Origin of the sequence: Frankia sp. Cppng1_Ct_nod (assembly GCF_920656135.1) — a bacterium.
Taxonomy (GTDB): domain Bacteria; phylum Actinomycetota; class Actinomycetes; order Frankiales; family Frankiaceae; genus Protofrankia; species Protofrankia meridionalis.
Genome location: NZ_CAKKTK010000015.1, coordinates 19,938 through 41,540 on the forward strand (window position 1 = coordinate 19,938; position 21,603 = coordinate 41,540).

The following is a 21,603-nucleotide window of genomic DNA, read 5'->3' on the forward strand; positions in this document are numbered from 1 at the left end:
ACAGCACGGCTACAGAGCTCCCGTGAGCTGCTCGGCGCTGCGACAGTCCGGGAGCCGGGCAGGATCCCGCGGCCACGCGACCACACCCCCAGTAACCAGACATAATCAAATCGGTGCGGGGGTAATCTGCGTGACCGGAACCGGCCCACCGGCAATCCCGGGGTGGAAGACTGTGGGCCGTGACAGACGAGCGGAACGTGCTCGGCGGGGAGCTTGAGGCCTGCGGTAACGATCCGGTGACCGGCTTCTTCCGCGACGGGTGCTGCAGCACCGGGCCGGAAGACCTCGGCAGCCACACCGTGTGTGCCGTGGTCTCCGCGGAGTTCCTGCGCCACCAGCAGCAGACAGGCAACGACCTCATCACGCCCAGACCCGAGTACCAGTTCCCTGGGCTGCACCCCGGGGACAGATGGTGCGTCGTCGCGGCGCGGTGGTTGCAGGCCTACGAGGCCGGTGTCGCGGCGCCGGTCGTGCTCGCCGCCACGCACGCTCGCGCGTTGGACATCGTCCCACTCGCGGCACTGCGCAGACACGCGGTGGACGTGCCCGCCGACCCACGCTCGCTGGGCTGACCCTCCCGAATGCCTGGGGGCGAGGCGCGGAGCCTGGGGGGGCCGGATGCCCGGGGCACGGGGCACAGATGCCTAGAACGAAACCATCGGGACGCGGCGGAAGCGACGTCCACGCGGTCCGCGCCCGGTCGGTGCGGGATGCTGTCGGGATGCGCGAAGTAAGCATCAGGGACGATGTGATCCGACTGGGTCAGTTCCTGAAACTGGCGGACGTGGTCGAGGCGGGTTCGGATGTCAAACTGCTGCTTGCCAGCGGTGAGGTGAGCGTCAACGCCGAGGTTGAGACCCGGCGCGGTCGCCAGCTCGTCCGGGGAGATCAGGTCTGCGTCGCCGGCGAGGACCTTCAGGTGCGTTGACCGTGCCCGGATCTGAAGACCTGAAGAACCGCCTCTCCGAAGTGGTCGGCTGCCTCAGACATGGACACAATGATCATTGAACAGCGAAAGCAGGCGTCCTGAGCTGCGGTCCGTTGGTGGATGTCAGCCGGTGAACATCCGACGGTATGCAGCGGTGTTCGGCGTCCGGATGAAACATGGGAAATGATCGAGATATGATCATGGGTGGGGCCCGATGAGCGAAACGAGCCGGTGGTCCGCGGTGACAGGCGGCACGCAGGGGCCGCGGTATGCCGCCCAGTTTGCACGGCTCGCCGCCGAGGGCGCGGACGTACATGGCGAAGCCACCCTGTGCGCCTCGCTGGTGTCACCGGGTTCGCGGGTGCTCGACGCCGGCTGCGGGACCGGCCGGGTCGCGATCCGGCTGGCCCAGCAGGGATACTCCTGCACCGGGATCGACAGCGACGCTTCCATGCTCGCGGAAGCCCGAGCCGCGTCGCGGGACGTGACGTGGCTCCTCGCCGACCTGATGGACATCGCCGACCTGGTGGACATCGGCGACCTGCACGAATCCTTCGATCTCGTCGTCGCGGCCGGCAACGTGATCCCGCTGCTCGCGCCCGGCACCGAACCCCGGGTCATCACCGCCCTCGCCGACCGGCTCGCACCCGGAGGTCTTCTGATTGCCGGGTTCGGCCTCGACCGCGCACACCTGCCGCTACCCGACGCCCGTTCCGCCTGGCCGACTATGATCAGTGGTGCACGAAGGCCGGACTCGTGCTGGACCGGCGCCACGCCACCTGGGACGGTGCCACCTCGGACAGCGCCGCATACGACGGAGGCGGCTACGCGGTCAGCATCCACCGTCGCGGCACCGGCAGGCACTGAAGCCCCGTGCGGCAGCTCGTGCGGCAGCTCGAGACCTCAGCGCCGGGAACGCCCGGATAACCCGGCCGTGATCCGCGGCAATGCCCGCGACGGTTCCGGCGGTTCTCAGTTTCCGTCGTCGCCCGACCAGGGGGCCGTCCAGCGGTTGTCGACGTGGTCGTCGCGCCGGACGAAGCGCAGGTCGGTGGACAGGCGCATCACGTCCCCGGCGACGTCCAGGGAGGCATGGATGAGACGCGGATTGTGCAGGGTGATGTCGCCGGCTCTGCTGGTGGTGTGCATCCACCGCCGGCCCAGCCGGGTGGCGACCCAGACGAGGTCGTGGCTGATCGGCCGGGGATCGTCCGGGCGGTCCGTCACCTCGCGCAGCGGCATCAGCTGCTCACGGCTCAGCCGATGCGAGCCTTCCAGGTAGACGAGGCCACCGGTGTCGACCGAGCAGTCACCCAGGGAAATCCACATGGTCACCAGACGATCGGAGCCTCCGTCGAGGTAGTCGAAATCGATGTGGGCGCGGGTCGCGCTGCCCGATCCCTGGTGGAAGTGTCGGACGATGCGCCGCGGGAGCAGGGTCGCGGGACCGCCGAGGAGCGTCTCGGCGAGGTGCAGGAGCGTCGGGTCCTCGACGAACCGGGTGAAGCCCGCGGACCGTGCGAAGCCATGGGCCGGGTGGCCAGGCCAGCCGTGCGGCGGAATGTCCGGTGGTACCTGTCCGGAGAAGACCCCGCAGGCCGGTTCGGTGCCGGGCCTGAGGTAGGCAGGGTCGAACCGGGAGAAGTAATCCGCTCGCAGCGCACGGACCTCGTCGGGGTCGACCACATCGCGCAGGTGCAGGTAACCGTCGTCATGGAACCGACGCCGGAGGGCGTCCGGGTCGGACAGCAGCGGCGTGCTGTCGCGCAGCGGCTTGAAGAAGGCCCTGTCGACGGAGATCGGCAGACCGTTCGAAGTTAGTTGTCGCACGGCGACAACCTTCTGTCACATCTTGCGGTGCTCGCTGCGCCTTATCCAGAACGAGACGCAGAATCACCATGTATTTTCCCCGCAAGCAGGGGGGTGTCACCTAATCGCGCTCATTCGGCTACGTTCCGTCCTTGATGTCGGTCGAGGCACTCGCGAAGCAGCCCCGGGGACGTCGATCGGTAACGACTACAGGTAGAGGCCGGAATGCGTGTCCGGCCTGGTGGTCTGAACCGGGGTTCGGCCGTCGCGGAGCGCGAACAGTTCTGCCAGCGTCGTCGTCGGCCCGATGCCGTCCGTTGTGCCGAGCCAGGCGGCGGCCTCGTCGTACGGCAGTGCTCCCACCTCGACCTGCGCCAGGCACCGGCCGGGGCGCACGATCGCCGGGTGCAGCCGGACGAGTTCCTCGTTGGTGGTGAGCGCGACCAGGACGTCCCGGCCCTGCCCGACCAGACCGTCGGTCAGGTTGAGCAGCCGTGACAACGCCTGACCCGAGGAACCCCTGGTGTCGCCGCGGATGAGTTCGTCGCAGTCCTCGATCACCAGCAGCCGCCATCGCCGCCGAGCGCCGTCGAGCTCGCGGGCCTGCTCCCCGCCCAGGTCACCAGCGTCATCATCATGATGGGAACCGGGTCCACCGGACCCGGCCGCCTCCCGGTCACCATCGTCCTGATCACCATCGTCCTGATCGCCGTCGTCCTGATCGCCGTCGAAGCCGATCGCGACCTCCATCAGGTATTCGGGGTCGCCGAAGAGCGCCTCCGGGTCCAGGACACAGTCGACCTGGCACCAACGCCGCCACTCATGGGCCAATGCGCGCAGGATGGTGGTCTTCCCGGTTCCGGCCGGCCCGTTCAGCATGATCAACCGCCCGAACGCCGTCTCGCGCTTGACCGTCATAAGCCGGTCAAGCGCACCGATCGTGCTGCTGGCGTAATTACGGCGGATCGACCCCCACGATGTCGTGGCCGCCTTGCGGGTGGTGCGGGTCGGACCGCGGCGCGTGGACAGGTACCAGAAGCCCATGGTGACAGCGCTGTCCGCGCCCGGTTCAGCAGCAGCCCCCCGCACCACCCCGTCGAGCACCCCGCGGGCCAGCTCCTCGCTGACCGCCGTCACGGTGACCTCGCCGCCGCCTCCACGCCACCGCACAGCGCGCAACGTCCACCCCTCGCCCGCGGCCAGCCGTGAGTCGCGCGAGTCCTCCACCACGGCGCGCAGCACACGTGCGCCGGCGGGCAGGAGGGACGCACCCGGCCGAAGCCGATCGATCCGGGCACCGAATGCCCATGGCTGCTCACCGGTGGTGAACGGAGCCAACGCAAGTGCATCGACCACGTCGTACGGTGTGTCCGAGTCGTCGAGGGCGACCACGAACGGAAGACCGGTCCCCTGATCCAGAGACTCCGACGTTACCGAGGACTTCGAGCGCGACGCATTCTGATGAGGGATGGACACAACACCGATAGTCGATGACCAGCGCCGCCAATACCACCGAGTTTCGGCTCACTGTCGCAACGGATCTCCGCTCACGACAACCGGGGCTTCCCTCTCACGGGCAGCGAGGTGGTCCGGGGCGCGAATCGGGCGGATCCGGGTGCTCCGGGCTCAACTGGGGCCGATGTTGCCGCATCATGGGACGGTGCATCCTGAAGATGTTCCCGCGGGGGATCCCGTAACCGGGCAGAACGGGGCGTGTCCCTTCACCGTGGACAGGCCGATCATGCTGCAACGGTGGGAGCGACTGACTTTCGCGCACTGGCCGTTCGACCCCGCGGTGGTTGGGCGCCTTCTCCCGGACGGCCTTCGGCCGGACACCTACGACGGCGCGGCGTGGGTGGGCCTGGTGCCGTTCTTCATGGACGTCGCGACCACCGGGGGGCGCGGGGCACCCTGGGTCTCGAACTTCTGCGAGACGAACGTCCGAACCTACGTACGTGATCGTGAGGGACGTCCGGGGATCTGGTTCTTCTCCCTGGACGCCGCCAGACTCGGCGCCGTGGTCGTCGCACGCACGACCTACCGCCTCCCGTACTTCTGGTCGTCGATGCGACTGGTCGAAAGCGCCGAGGAGATCTCCTACAGCTGCCTGCGCCGCGGGTCGGGCCCACGAGCCGTGACCAGCCGGGTGAGGATCCGGATCGGTGAGCCGTATCGTCCCGAGGAGCTGGATGAACGGGACCATTTCCTGACCGCCCGGTGGATGCTGTTCAGCGCGGCCGGTTCCCGATACCGGTTCGCACGGGCATGGCACGAGCCCTGGCCACTGAACCGTGCGCAGGCCCTGAGCGTCGATGACCAGTTGGTCGCCGCGGCCGGGCTCCCACAGCCGGACGGAGAGCCTCTGGTGCACTACTCCCCCGGTGTTGCTGTTCGCATCGGTCGCCCCGAGCGCTACCGGTCGAAGTCGTCGTAGACACCCTGCCTGCTTGCCGAAACACATCTGCGATTGACCACGACGTTGCGGCATCCGGTTTCGTGCGGTTTCGTGCGGTTCCGTGCGGCTCTCATCGTGCGAGGACGAGTGCGACGGCCAGCGTGACCATGGCCCACGCGAAGACCCGCAGCGCCCGCTCGAGCGGCGCGAGAAGATCGGCGCGGCCGAGTTCCCGCTGGTGACCGTCGGTGAAGCTGATCCGGACCGACACGGCGTCGACCCGACGTCGCAGTGTTCGCGCGGGTACGCTGAGCGCACGCTGACCGAGTGACAGCAGGAAGGCAGCCATCGCGCCGATGCCGGCTGCCGGTGGGACGGACCAGTGCTGGGCGTAGGCGCCGACGAGAACGGGGAACGCGCCCCATCCGGCGGCGAACCCGATGGCGTTGTGCATCCGGCCACCGGCAAGCTCAAGGTTGTAACCGCAGACCAGCAACCCGCCCGCGACGACGAACGGCAGCAGTCGCAACCCACCGACGGCGAGACCCATCGCCATGGCCGCGGTGATGCTCAACGTTGCCATGACCGCGAGCGTCCGACTGGGGATGCCGGTGCCGAGCGGCCTGCCGTGCAGCTCGTCGAGGGCGTGCGCGCCGATGCCGACAGCGAGGAAGAACGCGAGCAGGGTGCCGCCGAGGCGCCACAGCACAAGGTGCGGCACGAGCGCGGCGCCGATCGCGACATACGACAGGTGCCAGAACGTGTAGGGCGGGTGGAGCAGCGTCACCCAGTCCCGGACACCACCGGTGCCGCGTCCCATCGCGTAAAATGCTGCGCGCTCGGTGGTCGCGCTCATGGCCGTGGCCCGGTCGCTGTCGGGTCCTTACGACCCCACATGACCAGACCGCCACCGAGGCTCATCAGCCGGACACCGACGTCGGACAGGCCTGCCGCATGCCATGCGGCGACGTGGTCGTCGACCGGGTGGCGCCGGTAGTGCGCGCTGATGCTCGGGCCGAGGAAGCGGCCCACCCGCAACCAGGCGCGACCGCCGGTGAGCGCGCCGAGCAGGGGCAGCGCGCACCGGGTGTAGAGCCACCACGACACCCGCCACGCCGGGTTCGGCGGCACGTGGAACTCCAGGCTCGCGAGGATGCCGCCCGGGCGCAGGCACCGGGCCATCTCCGCGACGGTGTCCGCCGGATCGTCGACATAGCGCAGCAGGTAGGAAAACGTCACGGCGTCGAACACGCCACCGGCGAAGGGAAGCTCCTCGGCCCGGGCGACCACGAGCCGGACCTGGCCGTCACGGCCCGACCGGCGCACCTGGACGACTCCGGCGCGCAGCATCGGCTCGTTGAGATCGACCCCGATGACATCCGCCCCGGTCCGTCCCGCCGTCGCCAACGCGATCCCCGCGGGGCCCGTCGCCACGTCGAGCACCCGCGCCGGCGCGACGGCGGCGACCTGGTCGACGACCGCGCGACGCCAGCGTCGGTCCTGCCCGAAAGAGAGCAGGAAGGCCAGCCGGTCGTACCGGGCGGGCAGCCCCGCGAACACCGTGCGGGCCACATCCATGTTCATCCACCCAGCCTGCCAGAAGCATCACGAAACGCGACAGGACCCCTACCCTCCACCGGCCTCACCTGTCTGCCGAAATTCTGCGGCCCACCGCTACGAGGGCATGGCCGACGGGGTCTGGTCCGGGTCTTCGACCGAGGCCAGACTGACGCACGACACCCCGGCGCCGGCGCGCCCGTCGATAGAGGAGCCACTTTCATGGCCGACTCCGTTCGGATGTCGTATGCGCACGCCCTCGCCGAGCATCGCTGGGAGGTACCCGCGCGCTACAACATCGCGGCAGACGTCTGTGAAAGGCATCCCCGCGACAAGCTCGCGATGATCTACGAACGTTTCGACGGCTACCGCGCCGATGTGCGCTGGGGCGAGCTACAGGACCTGGCGGCGCGGGCGGCGCACGCCCTCGCCGCGGCGGGTGTCGGACGCGGAGATCGCGTGGCGGTGGTCCTGCCCCCGTCACCGGAGACGGCAGGGGTGTTCTTCGGCACCTGGAAGCTCGGCGCGCTCCTGCTGTCGATGAGCGTCCTCTACGGCGACGATGGGATCCGGCACCGACTCACCGACTCGGGCGCCGCCGTGCTCGTCACCGACAGGGCCAACGCGCCGCGCTTCGCCGGGATGCACGAACGCGTCCTCGTGCTGGACGACGGGTTGCTCGACGGTCACCCTTGCGAGCACGAGACCGCGGACACGAGCGCCGATGACCCGGCGCAGCTGTACTACACCTCCGGCACCACCGGTGTGGCCAAGGGCATCGTTCATGCTCACCGTTACCTTCTCGGGCACAACGAGTTCGTCCACTGCCATGACGTGCGCGACGGCGAGCGCTTCCACGGCATGGGCGAGTGGGCGTGGGCGGCGGGCATCGCGCCGCTTCTCGGCCCGTGGCGCCTGGGCGCGGTGCAGTGCGTCTACCAGCGCAAGGGCGGCTTCGACCCGCGCAGACAACTGGACTTCCTCTCCCGCAACGAGGTCACGAACGTGTTCACCACGCCGACGGCGATGCGGTCGATGATGGGCATCGCCGATGCCGCCGAGCGCTACCCCCAGCGGTTGCGGATCGTCTGCTCCGCCGGTGAACCGCTCAACCCCGAGGCGATCCGCTGGTTTCGGGACCAGTACGGCGTCACGGTCCTCGATTACTACGGGATGACCGAGAGCTATCCGATGGTCGCCAACTACCCGTTCATGGAGGTCCGGGAAGGCTCGATGGGCAGGCCGCTGCCCGGCTGGGACGTGGCGATCCTCGACGAGGACGAACGCCCTGTCGCCTCCGGGACGCGTGGCGAGATCTGCCTGCGGTCGCGTTCCAACCCGCACTACCCGCTCGGGTACTGGAACCGCGCGCAGGAGTCCGAGCAGACGTTCGGCGGTGAGTGGTTCCACACCGGTGACGCGGCCAGCCTCGACGAGGACGGCTACTACTGGTTCGAGGGGCGGGCCGACGACCTCATCATCGCGGCCGGCTACCGGATCGGGCCGTTCGAGGTGGAGTCGGCCTGCCTGGAGCATCCCGCGGTGGCCGAGGCCGCCGCGGTCGGCTCGCCGGACGAACGCCGCGGTCACGTCGTCAAGGCCTTCATCGTGCTCGCCGAAGGTCACGAGCCATCCACCGGGCTGGCCGAGGAGATCCAGGCGCATGTGCGTGAACGGCTCAGCGCGTACGCCTACCCGCGTCTGATCGAGTTCGTCGACGGTCTGCCGAAGACCCTCACCGGCAAGATCCGGCGCATCGAGCTCCGCCGCGCCGAACAGGACAACGCCCGGACGGCGTGACCCGCCCCGTCCTCATGACGACGGCCCGAAAGGTCGCATGCGTGGACAAACCGACCTGGGAACGTGCACGCAGCGGCCGGGACCGCGAGGATGAGGCCACGGATACCGACCTTCGCTACGCCTCGCCGGCCGGACGCTGGGTGCTGCTCGCCACCGTGCTCGGCTCCAGCATCGTCTCCCTCGACGCCACCGTCGTCACCGTCGCCCTGCCCCGGATCGGCCAGGACTTCGGGACGGGGCTGTCGGCCCTGCAATGGACGGTCAACGCCTATACCCTCACCCTCGCCGGGTTCCTTCTGCTCGGCGGCTCGCTCGGCGACCGGTACGGCCGCCGGAAGGTGTTCCTCATCGGGGTGGGATGGTTCGCGACCGCCTCGCTGCTGTGCGCGGCAGCCCCCACCGCCGACCTGCTGATCGCGGCCCGGGCACTACAGGGGATCGGCGGGGCACTGCTGATCCCGGGAAGTCTGGCGATCATCGAGGCCACCTTTCGCCCCGACGACCGCCCGGCGGCCATCGGAGCCTGGTCGGGTCTCGGCGGGGTCGCCGTCGCCATCGGCCCGTTCCTCGGTGGCTGGCTGGTCGAGGCCGTCTCCTGGCGACTGATCTTCTTGATCAACCTGCCGCTCGCCGCCGTCGTGGTCGGGGTCTCGCTCCGCCACGTCCCCGAAACCCGGGACCCCCATGCCACCCGCGGCCTCGACCTGCCCGCGACCGCCCTGACAGCCCTGGGCCTGGCCGGTGTGATCTACGCGCTGACCGAGGGCAGCAGCCTCGGATGGGGGTCACCAGCCGTGCTCGTCACCGGCGTCGGCGGGGCCGCGGCCCTGGCGGCGATGGTCGTCGTGGAGGCGCACAGCCCGCACCCGATGCTGCCGCCCGAGATCTTCCGGTCCCGGCAGTTCGACGCCGCCAACCTGGTGACGTTCATCGTCTACGCCGCTCTGGGCGGATCGACCTTCCTACTCCCGGTCGTGCTCCAGAATGCCGTCGGGTTCTCCCCCATCGCGGCGGGGGCGGCTCTGCTGCCGGTCACGATCCTGATGCTGACCCTGTCGGCCCGAACCGGCCGCCTGTCCCAGCGCATCGGTCCGCGCCTGCCCATGACCTTTGGTCCCGTCGTCGCCGGGGCCGGCCTTGCCCTGCTCACCCGCGTCGAAGCCGACAGCAGCTACCTCGGCACGGTGCTGCCCGCGATGGTCGTGTTCGGGCTGGGCCTCGCGCTGACGGTGGCGCCCCTCACCTCGACGGTCCTCGCCGCCGCCGGTGACACCCACGCCGGGGTGGCGTCCGCCGTCAACAACGACGTCTCCCGCGTGGGTGGGCTCGTCGCCGTGGCCACCCTGCCCGTCCTCGCCGGTATCTCCGCGAGCGCCTACCTCCACCCGGCCGAGCTCGCCGCCGCCTTCCACACGGCGATGTGGATCACAGCCGGGATGTGTGTGACCGGCGGGCTGCTCGCCCTCCTCACGATTCGCCGGCCGACCCCCGCGCCGCGGCCCGCCCCCGTCCACCACTGCCCCCTGGATGCCACCCCCCTGCGCGGCGGGGACCGGTCGGTGCTGACGCTCGGCTCCGCGGCACCGGGAGCAACCCCCACCCGCTCCAGCGGATGAGCTCCGTCCGCGCCGCGGCCCGATCGGACTGCTGGCCGGTCACCCGACACCCCACTATGGTTGACGGGCGTCACCGCCCGCAGAACAACGAAGGGTGAACGTGGGGTCGCTGCTTGTTATTGGAAAATGGTTCGTTCTTTCTCTCGCCCTACTGTCGCTGGCCGCATGGTTCACGGTGGTGTGGGTCGGGCGACGCCACGGTCTGGCCGCGATAACAGCAATCGGCGCCGTTGCGGCGCTTCTCACCCTGACCACCGCGGCGGACGTCGTCAACGCCCACTACAGATACCTGCCCCGGGTCGATGACGTGGTCGGTCAGAAGAGCTGGCCGACCGTATCCCTGCGGGAGGTCGCCGATCCGGGAACCCGACCGACGAGGCCGCACCACGGTGGATCCGTCGTGGCTGTTCCCGTGGCCGGCACGTACAGCGGTTTCGGCACCCACACGGCCCTCGTCTATCTGCCGCCGCAGTATTTCACCGAGCCGACCCGCCGATTCCCGGTCGTCTATCTGCTGCACGGCTCGCCGGGCGTCCCTGTCGACTGGTACCGCGCGAACGAGGCGGCGCAGATCGGCGCGGGACTCGCCGCTGCCGGCCGGCCGATGATCCTCATCGCACCCCAGATGAGCCATGACTGGCTGGACGACAGCGAATGCGTGGATCGGCCTGGCGAACATATCGAGACCTACCTGATCAGCGATGTGATCCCGACCATCGATAACCGCCTGCGGACGATCGACAACCGGGACGACCGGACCTTCGCCGGGATGTCCGCGGGTGGTTTCTGCGCGCTCAACCTCGGTCTGCGTCACCGCGATCTCGTCGGGACGATCATCGATATGTCCGGGTTCTCACAGCCGACCCACAGCGGCGGCATGGCCGGGCTCTTCGGGCACCGACCCGACCTCGCCCAGGTGGCGACTGCCAACAATCCGGCTCAGTACGCATCATCGCTGCCCGCGAACCCACCCATGCGGGTATGGCTCGACTGCGGGCGCTCCGACCACGCCGCGCTCACAGACCTCCGCGCGATGGCGAACGTCTTGCGCAGGCCCGGCTACTCCACCGTCTTGCACCTGCGTCCGGGCGGGCACGACTACGGTGTGTGGGTCCCGGCCCTGCGAGACGGCCTGACGTGGGCCTGAACCGACTGGGAGCACGTGCCTGCCCGGCCCTGGTGATCAGGTGATCAGGGTGCGGCCGAGGTGGTCGGAGGAGTCCCGCACGCCGGGCAGGACGAAGAAGTAGCCGCCGCCGGTCGGGCTGATGTAGTCGACGAGCGGTTCGTCGACGAGCCTGGACTGCGTCGCCTCGAACTGGCGTATGACGTCCTGCTGGTAGCAGCAGAAGACCAGGCCCATGTCGAGGTTGCCGTTGCTGTCGACGCCCCGGTCGTAGTTGTAGCCACGGCGCAGGATGCGGGAGTCCTCGGTCTCCGCCGTGCGGGGGTTGGCCAGGCGGATGTGGGCGTCGAGCGGGATGGTCGTGCCCTTGGGGTCGCGGGCGTAGAGCGGGATGTCGGTCTCCGCGGTGCCGTCCAGGGGCGCGCCGGTGTCACGGCGCCGGCCGATCATCAGTTCCTGCTCGCTGAGCGAGACCCGGTCCCAGAACTCCACGAGCATCCGGATGATGCGGATGACCTGGTAGGAGCCGCCGGTGGTCCAGGCCGGCTCGTCGCCGCCGTGCACCCACACCAGCCGGTCCATCTCCCCGGCGCTGGTCACATCGGGGTTGACGATGCCGTCCTTGAAGCCGAGCAGGTTGCGCTGGGCGCCGGACGGCCGGGGTGGGTTGTGGAAGCCGTCGACGCGCCACCGTAGCTGCATGCCACCGCGGGTGTGGCGGGCGATGTCACGCAGCGCGTGCAGCACCGTGTCGTAGCTGTGCGCGCACAGTTGCAGGCTGAGGTCGCCGTGGGACTGTGCCGTGTCCAGGGCGTCGTTCGGGAACGTGCGCATCGGTGTGAGATGGCGCGGACGGCGGTCGGCCAGGCCGAAGCGGCCGTCGAACAGGGACGCGCCGACCCCGACGGTGACGGTCAGCGCGTCAGGCGGCACGGTGGGCCCGACGATTCCGCTGTCCGAGGGCGGGGCGGTCGTGCCCAGGTCGACCGGGGTGCCGCCGGCGGTGAGGAAACGCGCCCGCTCGGTGATCGCCTTGAGTAGGTCGGTCAGTTCCGCGCGGTCCGCCGCGACGACGTCGAAGGAGGCGAACATCGCCGCCTCCGGCTGCGGGGTGAGTATCCCGGCCTGATGCGGCCCGTGGAAAGCGACCTTCTCGTCGGAGACCTTGCCGCCGCTGGCGGCCACGGCCGGGCTCGCGGTGGCGATGGCCGTGCCCGCGCCACCGACGGTGGCGGCGCCCGCGGCCAACATGCCGGTCAGGAGCGACCTGCGTCCCAACCCTGCGCCCCGGGCCGGGCAGCCGGAGGCGGTGGTGGTGTCCGCCTGCCGCCGCGGTTGGGACTGCTCGGACCGGTCGATCATCGGTGGCTGCTCCGGAAAGTGGGTGGTGTCACGGGCGGGACGGGCAGGACGGCCGGGCCGGATCATCCGGTGCTCCTGATCTCGAGGACATCGGGGATCGACGCGAGGGTTTCCAGCAACGCCCCGAGGCTGCCGTTGAGCTTCCGCCGGTCGGCGAGGGCAAGGCCGCCGGGCGCGATCCAGGTTCCCTGCGGGTTCGCGACCTGCCGCAGGAGCGTCCCGAACGCATCAAGCCGTCGCCCGGCCGTCTCCAGCGTGGCCGGTGCCCGGGTCCTGAGCACGGGGGAGATCACGGTCAGCAGCTCGCGGGTTCCGTCCACGTTCGCGCTCGCCGTCGCCAGGGCTGTGCCGCTGCCCTGGTCGGCGGAACCGGTGAGCTGGAACTGGAGGGTGTTCTCCAGGATCTCGTGGGTGCGCAGCGCCAGGTCGTTCGGGTCGAACTCCTGGGTCGGGAAGGCCTTACCCAGCTCGGCGACATCGGTGGACAGCTTTGCCGCCGGCGCCTTCAACGACTCCGCCGACTCGCCGTGCCACAGCCCGTACTCGATGCGGTGGAAGCCGCTGAACTCCGGGTCGTGCACCCCGCCGGGCAGGCCGTCGGGCCGTCCGTTGATCGCGGCGTCGAAGTCGCCGAACGTGCCGTAGGCGGCGCCCAGGCGTTCGTAGTCGAGATGCGCGGTCAGCCAGTCGCGGCGGGCCGCCTCGAGGTCGCCGGCATCGACATCCGCCCGCAGCGTGTCAGCGCTGGCCTGCAGCGTGACCAGATCGGCGGTGACGAATGCCTGGTAGGCGCGCAGGGGCTCGCTCATGGTCTCGCTCGTCACCGGGATGATCGCCTGGCTGTCACCGCCCGGCCCGGCCACCCGCCGGCTCGCCGAGACGACGGGCTCACCACCGTCGGGCAGGCACTGCCAGGCGTAGGTGCCCCCGCCGATGATCGCGGACAGCGGCCGGCTGGTGCCCGGCGCGAGCAGTTCGATCTCGGCGTGGATCGCTCCGTTCGCCGGGTCGATGAGCCGGACCTCCATGGTCTGCCCACCGGTGTTGCGGACGGTGAAGATCTGATGGCCCGGTTGCGGCGCCTCCCAACCCGCGGCGCAGGAACCGGACGCCACCTCGATCGTCGCGCCGCCGCTCGCGGTGGACGGACCCAGCACGAGGATGACGCCGCCGGCGACGAGGGCCGGTACCGCGACGAGGGCTGCCGGCAACGCCCAGCGCGGTGGTCGCCGGCGGCCTGCCGACATCGCCGCGACCGGAACCTTCTCGACCGGAACCTTCTCGACCGCAGCCGTATCGACCGGGATCGTCTCGACCGGTGCGGTGGCCGGCGCCGGGGTGGCCTGTCGGGCGGGGCGCGTGCCCCGGATGAACAGCACCATGACGGGAACGAGGTAGGCGAGGTATCCGACGACCTGGAGCACGGTCATCCGCGGGGTGATGTTGAGGACGCCCTCGACGAACCTGGAGTACCAGGCGCCCGGGTCGAAGGTACCGCCGAGATCGAACGCCGCTGTCCCACCGCCGGGCAGGACGCCGCCCTCCTGCAGATCACGCAGGCCGTAGCCGGCCACACCGGATGCGATGACGATGAGTCCGATGCCGGTGAACGTGAAGAACCTCGACAAATTGATCTTCACTGCCCTGCGGTACATGCCCACGCACAGTCCGGCGGCGAGGGCGATCCCGACAGCGGCGCCGATGAGCGGGCCGACCGACTCGCTCGCGCCGCGGGTCGTCGTCCAGATGAACAGGGAGGTCTCCAGACCCTCCCGGGCGACGGCCAGGAACGCCGTCAGGACCAGAACGCCCGGCCCGAGGGCCAGCGCGGCGGTGACCTTACCGCTGATCTCACCGGACAAGGCCCGCGCGGACCGCCGCATCCAGAAGACCATCACGGTGACGAACGCGACCGCGATCAGGCTCAGAACGCCGCTGAACGTCTCCTGCGCGGCCGTGGACATCGAGGCTGCGGCGAACGTCAGCACGGCACCGAAGCTCACGGACAGTGCGACGGCGGCGAGCACCCCCGTCCAGACCTGGCCGAGGCGTTCACGGCGATCCGAGCGGACGAGCGTGGCGACCAGGATCGAGATGATCAGACCTGCCTCGAGGCCCTCCCGCAACCCGATGAGCAGGTTCGGGACGACGTCACTCCACACGTGAGGCACCTCCGCGGCAGCCGATGTTCGACCAGCGGAACGTACCAGAAGAATCAGGTAAACCTCACCTAATTGACCCTCCGGTAAGACGCCGACGAATGCCTGCATCCCTCAGGAACCCCTACCGGCGGGGCCGGACCGGCGCAGGGAGGCGACAGGTCGACCACTCACCCACGCCCGGCCACGAGATACCTCCTCAGGGCGTCATCACGGCGTTGGCAGCCGTCGGCCTCAGACCGTTGCCGCCCGGGTTGGCGCACCATGGCGGGCGGCGACGTCAGCCCAGTTCACGACGTTCCACAGGGCGCTGACGTGGTCGGCCTTGACGTTCTTGTACTGCAGGTACCAGGCGTGCTCCCAGGCGTCGAAGACCAGCAGTGGGGTGTTGCCGATCCCGACGTTGCCCTGGTGGTCGTATACCTGCTCGATGAGCAGCCGGTCGGAGGTGGCGTCGAAGGCCAGCACACCCCAGCCGAGGATCGCCGTCGGTTCAGCGTTCGGGCGTGGCCAAGATCTTGAACAGCATGGTGTTGGCGTTGGTGAGCGTCTGAGTGTCGACCCGGCGCAGGCACTCGCCCAGGCCTGCCTTGGCCACGAACGTGACCAGGCCCATCACGGCCCACTGCCCCTGGCCGAGGTCGACGCAGAACCCCTCGTCGGTGGCGTGCTCCACGACCAGGGCGACCAGCACGGTCGGCTCATCGATGATCTCGTTGTAGACGGTGGAGCTGATGACCAGCACCGTCTGTGGCGCCGGCCCGGTGCCCACCGTCCAGATCTCACCGCGCCGCGGTGGTCTCACCCGGTGGCGCCTGCGAGGTTGGGCAGCCCCGCCGCCGCGAGAGCCCGCTGATTGGCCGCGCCGAAAGCGAGCGCCGCACCAGCCGCCACGGGGTTGGCCTGTACCCAGGCCCCGTGCGCGGCGCAGCGCCGGCGCATGTCCTCGGCGTCGAGCAGGCCCTCTACCCAGGCGTTCATCGAGGTCTGCTCGGCCTCGGCATACCGCTTGACCGCCTCGTAGGCCTCGTCCGAAAGTCGGAGCGTGATCGTGCGTGCCATGTGCGACATGCTAGCAAGGTATGACAGCAATACTTGCCGGCAATGCGGCCCGCGACACCGAGCCCCTGTTAGCGGGCGCTCTAGGCGCCGGCGGCGGTGACGATGCCGTCGGTGACGAAGCCCGCGATCAGGCCGATCAGAAGCCCGTAGGCGAGCAGATCCGCGCGTCGGTTCCTCGCCGCCACAGTGATCAACTGAATGACGACGTAGAGGATCGACCCTGCCGCCAACGTCAGGAAGACCACACTGAGGGGTTCGCTGGTGAAGCTGTGCCCGATCGCGGTGCCGACGAAGGTCGGACCGCCGCCGATGAGGCCCATCGCCAACAGGAATCCCCAGCCGGGACGGACCGGAGCCCCATCGATGTCGGTGTCACCGGCCAGCGGCGCGACGATCCCGAAGCCTTCGGTGGCGTTGTGCAGCCCGAAACCGATGACCAGCAGGGTGGCCAACGCGACCTCCCCGGACGCGGCGGACTGACCGATGGCCAGGCCTTCGGCGAAGTTGTGCAGGCCGATCCCGACGGCGATCAGCAGCGCGAGGCGTTTCGCCGGGGACCAGGCGGCCAGGCCGACCCGGCGGGCCGTCAGTTCCCCCGCGGCCATCGTGCCGGGGCCGAAGCGGCGTTGCCCGCCCGTGGCGCGGCCCATCCACCGCTCATAGGCCACCAGTGACAGCAGACCGGCCGTGATCCCGCCGGTGAACAGCAGTCCGTAGCCGACCGCCCGGCCCAGGCCGTGGTGGTCGGTGTGGACCTCGGTCAGCGCCTCGTCGATGGGTTCCCAGGCCGCGGACAGCACGTCCCAGACCAGGAACAGCAGCACCCCGACCGCCGCCGCGTTCAAAAGCGCACGCAGTGTAGGCGCGGGCCGCTTGAGCCGCCCGACGGGCAGGCCGAGCAGGATTGTCACTCCGGCGATGGCGCCGAGCAGCAGTGTGCGGGCAAGACTCACCAGGTCCTCCAATAACAGAGCAATTAGGTGAGGCTTCCCTAAAATATTCGCCGAGGCAAGTTTTCCCTGGTCGGAGCGTTCTCACGACGGTTGTGCCGATGAGGACGCCGACAGGCCGGTGGGCGCCGGGGCCGGCCCCGAGGCAGGCCCCGGGGCGAGACGGGGAACGCAGGCGGGGTCAGGTCGTCCAGTCGACCACGGCCAGCTCGTCCGCCGCCCTGATCACGATCCCGTTGCCGCCGCATGCCGGGCACAGGTCGAGGCGTTCGCCGTCGTACTCCCGACCGCAGGCAAAGCAGCGCAGCCGATCGGATACGCGCCGCCATTCGACGACGCAGGCTTCGAGGCAGGTACCACCCGCCGCGCCATGCCACGCCGCCGCGGCGGAATCGACGTCGACGCCCGTGCCGACCGCGAGCACCACGGTCCGCACGAACTCTCCCGCGGTCGCGTCGACGAGCGCCGCCACCGCGGCCCGCGCAAGACCTGCCTCATGCATCCGCGGACACCTTCACTCCCCATTCGGTCAGGATGACGCGGGCCGCCTCCACCATCGCCCCGAGGCGGGCCTCGACGAGGGGGCTCAGGCCCCAGCGGTCCGCGATGGACTCGGGCACGATGCCGACCAGCGCCACACGCGGCGGGGCGCAGCCCGCGAGCTCCGCCGCGGACAGCGCGTCCACGAGGCCGACGTCATGCGCGGTCGCGCGCACCCCATGACCACGCCGCACATCACCATCGCCAATGACGATCACATCGCCGGGCCTGCCCTGAGTGCTCGACACCGCGTCGAGGACGAGCACCGCCTGCCGCCCGGCGATGTACGGCATGAGCATCAGCCCGAGGGTCCCGCCGTCGAGGACCTCCACGCCGGGGTTCGGCGACGCCGCCAGGCGCCGGGCCGCGGCCACTCCCACGCCGTCGTCGCCCAGCAGCTCGTTGCCGATGCCCAGGACCAGGATGGGCGCCCGCGCCCCGGTCACAGCCGGTCCTTCGGCAGGAACTTGAAGCCGGAGAAGATCGAGGAGATCACGCCCGTCCCCTCCACCCGGTCGACCAGCATCGCGCTGTACAGATGGTGGATCATGAATCCCCAGGTGAGCCACATGATCAGGTGATGGACGAACCGGATCGTCGGTAGCGAGACCGCGTGCAGGACCCATCCGGTGAGCCAGGCGGCCCACCCCGTCCCCTCGACGCCCCACAGCACGAGCCCGGTGAAGATCTCGACGGCGAACATCGCGTAGAGCACGACGTAGGTCATCCCGGCGAGCGGATTATGGCCGGCCACCGGTGGCGCCTCGCGGTCGATGAACAGGTAGAAGCGCAGCGACGGGACGATCTGAGCCCGGCGTGCGCGGCTGGCGGGGATCCACTCCGTCCACCGTGACCAGCGGTTGGGTGATGCGACATGCCAACCGACCCGCGCGAGGATCAGGGTGATGAAGACGTAGGCGGTGACCTTGTGGACCGTCCTGTCCCAGGTGACCCAGGCGAGGCGGCCGCCCGGATGGAGCTCCGGGTTTCCGATGAGGTAGCCGGTCACGCTGAGCACGATGAGGCTCAGGACGAGCAGCCAGTGCACCACCCGCACCGGCAGGTCCCAGACCCGGACCCGGACGAAGGTCTCCTGCTCGTGGGCCGGTGGCACGGGTCCCGGGCCGGGCGGTGGCACGGCCCCGGCGTCCGGCGCGGCCCCGGCGGGCACGGAGGCGGTCACTGGACGCGCACCTCGACGATGTCGCGGCCGTCCGCGTCGTACACGTGTGCCGCGCATGCCATGCACGGGTCGAACGAGTGCAGTGTGCGCAGGACCTCCAGCGGGCGGTGCGGATCAGCGACGGGGGTACCGACGAGGGCCGCCTCGTAGGCGCCCGGTTTTCCGTGCGCGTCGCGGGGACTGGCGTTCCAGGTCGTGGGCACCACGGCCTGGTAGTTGCGGATGCGCTTGTTCTCGATGACGACCCAGTGCGACAGCGAGCCTCTGGGGGCTTCGTGGAAGCCGACGCCGCGGGCCTGCCCGTCCGGCCACGACGAGGGGTCCCACTTCCCGGCGTCGGCGATCGTCAGGTCGCCCGCGGCAATGTTGTCCCGCAGTCGGTCGAGGAGTTCGAGGGAGTACTGCGCCATCAGCCTGGTCTCCAGACCCCGGGACAGCACCCGGCCGAGGGTGGACATCAACGCCGCGGGCGGGATGCGGAGCCGGTCGAGCGCGCCCTGCACCAGCGGCCGGATGCGGGCGTCGCCCGCGGCGTAACCGACCAGCATCCGGGCGAGTGGGCCGACCTCCACGGCGATGCCGTCGTAACGCGGCGCCTTCAACCAGGAGTACTTCCCGGCGACGTCGAGCTGTTCGAAGGGCGGTTCGGGACCGGTGTAGTCCGGGGTGGTCTCGCCCTTCCACGGCGCGAGCGCGTCGCCCGCGTCGTCGTAACGGAACCACGAGTGGGCGACGGACTCGGCGACGCCGGCGGGGTCGAACGGTTCGACCGAGCGCAGGTTGCCGTCCCGGATGACCCCGCCCGGGAACAGGCCGTCGCGTACCGGCCGACCCGTGGGCTGCGGCGACTGCGAGTAGTCACCGAACACCATGTAGGAGGCCAGCCCCCGGCCGTACGTCGTCCACTCGGGGTAGCCTGCCGCGATCGCGTACAGGTCCGGCAGGAACACCTTCTCCACGAAGTCCAGCCCCCGGGTCAACAGCCGCGAGAGTTCCGCCAGCGTGTTGTCGTTGATCGCGTCCTGGCTCGCGAGGTCGATCGGTGACGCCATGCCGCCGACGACGTAGGTCTGCGGGTGCGGGTTCTTGCCGCCGAGCAGTGCGTGGACCTTGACGTACTCACGCTGGAAGTCCAGGGCGTCGAGATAGTGGCTGAACGCCAGCAGGTTCAGCTCCGGGCTCAGCCGGTAGGCGGGATGTCCCCAGTACCCGTTCGTGAACGGGCCGATGTTCCCACTGGCCAGAAACGCTCCCAGCCGGGCCTGCACCGACGCGAACAGCGTGGCTGTCGAACGCGGGTAGTCCGAGACGGACTGCGCGAGCGACGCGGTGCGCGCGGGGTCCGCCTTCAGCGCCGCGGTCGGGTCGATCCAGTCCAGCGCCTGCAGGTGGTAGAAGTGCACGACATGGTCGTGGACGGACAGCGCCGCGGCGATGATCTCCCGCAGGAGCCGTGCGTTGCGCGGTGGGACCGCGCCGACGGCGTCCTCGACGGCCCGCACCGAGGCGAGCGCGTGCACGGTTGTACAGACCCCGCAGATCCGCTGCGCGAACAGCCAGGCGTCCCGCGGATCCCTGCCTTCGAGGATGGTCTCGATGCCGCGCCACATCGTCGAGGAGGCATACGCTTCGGTGACGTAACCATTACCTACCGCCACCTCGACACGCAGATGCCCCTCGACACGGGTCACCGGGTCGATAACCAACCGGCTCATATCGCCTGACCGCCTTCTTCTCCAGCCTCGGGTACAGGGGCGGCATCCGAAACATCCTCGGCCTTATCGGCCTTATCGGCATCGTCGCCGTCCCTGGCCTCACGAGCGGCGGCCACGCGGTGCTGGACGACCTTCCCGACCCCGTGCGCGGCGAAGCCGGTCGCGGTCGCCGCGAGGACACCGAGACCGATCCTGTCCGCCGTGAGGTTGAAGTCCCGCGTCGCAACGTGCGGCAACCGGTCGTAGAACGGCGACATCGTGTCCCAGAAACCCGGCTCGGAGCAGCCCACGCACCCGTGCCCGGCCGCTATCGGCCAGGACGTCGCCTCGTTGTAACGGACGCTGGGGCAGTTGTGGAACGTGCTCGGCCCCTTGCAGCCCATCCGGTACAGGCACCAGCCCTTGCGATGGCCCGCGTCACCCCACTGTTCGGCGAACTGACCCGCGTCGAAGTGGCCGCGGCGCGCACAGGTGTCGTGGATGCGCTCCCCGTAGGCGAACAGCGGCCGGTCAAAGCCGTCCAGGGCGGGAAACCCGCCGAACGTCAGGAAGTGGACGATGGTGGCGGTGAGGTTGTCGGCGTTGACCGGACAGCCGGTCAGGTTAACGATCGGAACCCCGCCGACGACGTCGGACACCCGGACCGCCCCGGTCGGGTTGGGCCCGGCGGCGGGGATCCCCCCGAAGGCCGAACAGGTACCGACGTTGATGATCCCGGCGGCGCCACGGACACAGCTGGTGAGGATGTCGCGGGCCGACCGGCCCCCGATCGTGCACGACCCCGGGATACCGGTGGGCACGGAACCCTCGACGACGACGATGTGCCCGCCCCGGGCCACCGCGTCGTCACGCGCCTTCTCCGCGGCGGTACCCGCCGCCGCCATCAGCGTCTCGTGGTAGTCGAGCGAGATCATCCCGAGGAGCAGGTCCGCGACGGACGGGTTACGCGAGCGCAGGAACGCCTCGCTGTCCCCGGCGCAGTCCTGGAACTCCAGCCACACGACAACGGGCCGGTCGACCCGCTCCAACGCGTTCGCGACCTGGGGGGCGAACTGGGGTGGCAGCGCGAGTGTCGCGACCACCCCCGCGCAGAACTTCAGGAACGACCGCCGCTCGACCCCGGCTTCGGCCAGCCGTGCGGACAGCGACCCGCCCGAAGCCCCGCCGACCAGGGCGGGCGCCCCATACGCATCGCCATACGCATCGCCATACGCATCGCCATACGCATCGCCATACGCAACCGCCCCGCGGCTGCTGTTCATGGCTTTCCTCCCACAGGGCTACGACTTCAGGGACAACGACTTCAGGGACAACGACCCGGGCGGCCACGGCCCGAGATCGGGCACTGCCCCACTCGGGCACTCCGCAACGAAACGTTAGGACAGCCGTATGCCGGGTCCA

The 21,603-nt window shown here is 69.8% G+C and carries 21 protein-coding genes and 1 pseudogene; 7 read left to right on the forward strand and 15 right to left on the reverse strand.

Going from position 1 to position 21,603, the window contains the following annotated elements:
- The first annotated feature begins 179 nt into the window (after positions 1-179).
- The 3 genes and pseudogenes from NBW77_RS06885 to NBW77_RS22740 form a co-directional block, all read left to right on the forward strand.
- Positions 180-572, forward strand: coding sequence for a DUF2237 family protein (locus NBW77_RS06885; RefSeq protein ID WP_131747351.1), 393 nt, complete (start codon positions 180-182; stop codon positions 570-572).
- A gap of 149 nt (positions 573-721) precedes the next feature.
- Positions 722-928, forward strand: a complete 207-nt coding sequence (locus NBW77_RS06890; protein ID WP_131747377.1) for an RNA-binding S4 domain-containing protein — start codon at positions 722-724, stop codon at positions 926-928.
- 214 nt (positions 929-1,142) lie between these two features.
- Positions 1,143-1,532 (forward strand): annotated as a pseudogene (locus NBW77_RS22740) (class I SAM-dependent methyltransferase); the annotation flags it as partial.
- A 368-nt stretch (positions 1,533-1,900) separates the two neighbouring features.
- Here the strand turns inward: NBW77_RS22740 and NBW77_RS06900 are convergent.
- Together NBW77_RS06900 and NBW77_RS06905 are read right to left on the reverse strand one after the other, a co-directional pair.
- Positions 1,901-2,758, reverse strand: coding sequence for a phytanoyl-CoA dioxygenase family protein (locus NBW77_RS06900; RefSeq protein WP_250279452.1), 858 nt, complete (start codon positions 2,756-2,758; stop codon positions 1,901-1,903).
- 186 nt (positions 2,759-2,944) lie between these two features.
- A complete protein-coding gene (locus NBW77_RS06905) occupies positions 2,945-4,213 on the reverse strand; it encodes a DUF5925 domain-containing protein (RefSeq protein ID WP_250279453.1) in 1,269 nt (422 codons plus the stop codon).
- Between the two features lie 265 nt (positions 4,214-4,478).
- Here NBW77_RS06905 and NBW77_RS06910 point away from each other — a divergent pair, with 265 nt between their 5' ends.
- Entirely contained in the window at positions 4,479-5,171 is a 693-nt protein-coding gene (locus NBW77_RS06910; protein ID WP_250279454.1) for a YqjF family protein, read from the forward strand.
- Positions 5,172-5,262: 91 nt separating this feature from the next.
- Here NBW77_RS06910 and NBW77_RS06915 read toward each other — a convergent pair whose 3' ends face one another.
- Positions 5,263-5,988: a hypothetical protein gene (locus NBW77_RS06915; RefSeq protein ID WP_131747352.1), complete on the reverse strand. Its 726-nt coding sequence runs from the start codon at positions 5,986-5,988 to the stop codon at positions 5,263-5,265.
- Positions 5,985-6,716, reverse strand: coding sequence for a class I SAM-dependent methyltransferase (locus tag NBW77_RS06920; protein WP_250279455.1), 732 nt, complete (start codon positions 6,714-6,716; stop codon positions 5,985-5,987). Before NBW77_RS06920 ends, NBW77_RS06915 begins: the two co-directional genes overlap by 4 nt.
- A 195-nt stretch (positions 6,717-6,911) precedes the next feature.
- Here NBW77_RS06920 and NBW77_RS06925 point away from each other — a divergent pair, with 195 nt between their 5' ends.
- From NBW77_RS06925 to NBW77_RS06935, 3 genes are all read left to right on the forward strand, one after another.
- Positions 6,912-8,489 (forward strand): acetate--CoA ligase, encoded by a 1,578-nt coding sequence (locus NBW77_RS06925; RefSeq protein WP_250279456.1) that lies wholly within the window; start codon positions 6,912-6,914, stop codon positions 8,487-8,489.
- A 41-nt stretch (positions 8,490-8,530) separates the two neighbouring features.
- On the forward strand, positions 8,531-10,105 hold the full coding sequence (locus NBW77_RS06930) for an MFS transporter (protein ID WP_502799446.1): 1,575 nt from the start codon (positions 8,531-8,533) through the stop codon (positions 10,103-10,105).
- A gap of 100 nt (positions 10,106-10,205) precedes the next feature.
- Entirely contained in the window at positions 10,206-11,252 is a 1,047-nt protein-coding gene (locus NBW77_RS06935; RefSeq protein WP_131747353.1) for an alpha/beta hydrolase, read from the forward strand.
- A gap of 36 nt (positions 11,253-11,288) precedes the next feature.
- Here the strand turns inward: NBW77_RS06935 and efeB are convergent, their stop codons facing one another.
- The 11 genes from efeB to NBW77_RS06990 all read right to left on the reverse strand — a co-directional run bounded on the left by efeB (position 11,289) and on the right by NBW77_RS06990 (position 21,464).
- The gene (gene efeB / locus NBW77_RS06940) at positions 11,289-12,659 is read right to left on the reverse strand and encodes an iron uptake transporter deferrochelatase/peroxidase subunit (protein ID WP_250279457.1); all 1,371 of its coding nucleotides are present in this window, start codon (positions 12,657-12,659) and stop codon (positions 11,289-11,291) included.
- A complete protein-coding gene (gene efeU, locus NBW77_RS06945; RefSeq protein WP_250279458.1) occupies positions 12,656-14,755 on the reverse strand; it encodes an iron uptake transporter permease EfeU in 2,100 nt (699 codons plus the stop codon). Before efeU ends, efeB begins: the two co-directional genes overlap by 4 nt.
- A gap of 231 nt (positions 14,756-14,986) precedes the next feature.
- Entirely contained in the window at positions 14,987-15,220 is a 234-nt protein-coding gene (locus tag NBW77_RS06950) for a Fe-Mn family superoxide dismutase (protein WP_502799447.1), read from the reverse strand.
- Positions 15,221-15,245: 25 nt separating this feature from the next.
- The gene (locus NBW77_RS06955) at positions 15,246-15,557 is read right to left on the reverse strand and encodes a type II toxin-antitoxin system PemK/MazF family toxin (protein ID WP_131747354.1); all 312 of its coding nucleotides are present in this window, start codon (positions 15,555-15,557) and stop codon (positions 15,246-15,248) included.
- Complete coding sequence (locus tag NBW77_RS06960; RefSeq protein ID WP_131747355.1) at positions 15,554-15,814, reverse strand: toxin-antitoxin system HicB family antitoxin; 261 nt, start codon at positions 15,812-15,814, stop codon at positions 15,554-15,556. Before NBW77_RS06960 ends, NBW77_RS06955 begins: the two co-directional genes overlap by 4 nt.
- Positions 15,815-15,894: 80 nt before the next feature.
- Positions 15,895-16,767, reverse strand: a complete 873-nt coding sequence (locus NBW77_RS06965) for a ZIP family metal transporter (protein WP_131747356.1) — start codon at positions 16,765-16,767, stop codon at positions 15,895-15,897.
- 178 nt (positions 16,768-16,945) lie between these two features.
- Positions 16,946-17,266 (reverse strand): hydrogenase/urease maturation nickel metallochaperone HypA, encoded by a 321-nt coding sequence (locus tag NBW77_RS06970; RefSeq protein ID WP_131747357.1) that lies wholly within the window; start codon positions 17,264-17,266, stop codon positions 16,946-16,948.
- A complete protein-coding gene (locus NBW77_RS06975) occupies positions 17,259-17,750 on the reverse strand; it encodes a HyaD/HybD family hydrogenase maturation endopeptidase (RefSeq protein WP_250279459.1) in 492 nt (163 codons plus the stop codon). Before NBW77_RS06975 ends, NBW77_RS06970 begins: the two co-directional genes overlap by 8 nt.
- On the reverse strand, positions 17,747-18,487 hold the full coding sequence (gene cybH, locus NBW77_RS06980; protein ID WP_242605922.1) for a Ni/Fe-hydrogenase, b-type cytochrome subunit: 741 nt from the start codon (positions 18,485-18,487) through the stop codon (positions 17,747-17,749). Before cybH ends, NBW77_RS06975 begins: the two co-directional genes overlap by 4 nt.
- A complete protein-coding gene (locus NBW77_RS06985; RefSeq protein WP_250279460.1) occupies positions 18,484-20,202 on the reverse strand; it encodes a nickel-dependent hydrogenase large subunit in 1,719 nt (572 codons plus the stop codon). The genes cybH and NBW77_RS06985 overlap by 4 nt, the downstream gene beginning before the upstream one ends.
- A complete protein-coding gene (locus NBW77_RS06990) occupies positions 20,199-21,464 on the reverse strand; it encodes a hydrogenase small subunit (protein WP_131747359.1) in 1,266 nt (421 codons plus the stop codon). Before NBW77_RS06990 ends, NBW77_RS06985 begins: the two co-directional genes overlap by 4 nt.
- Positions 21,465-21,603: the final 139 nt, after the last annotated feature.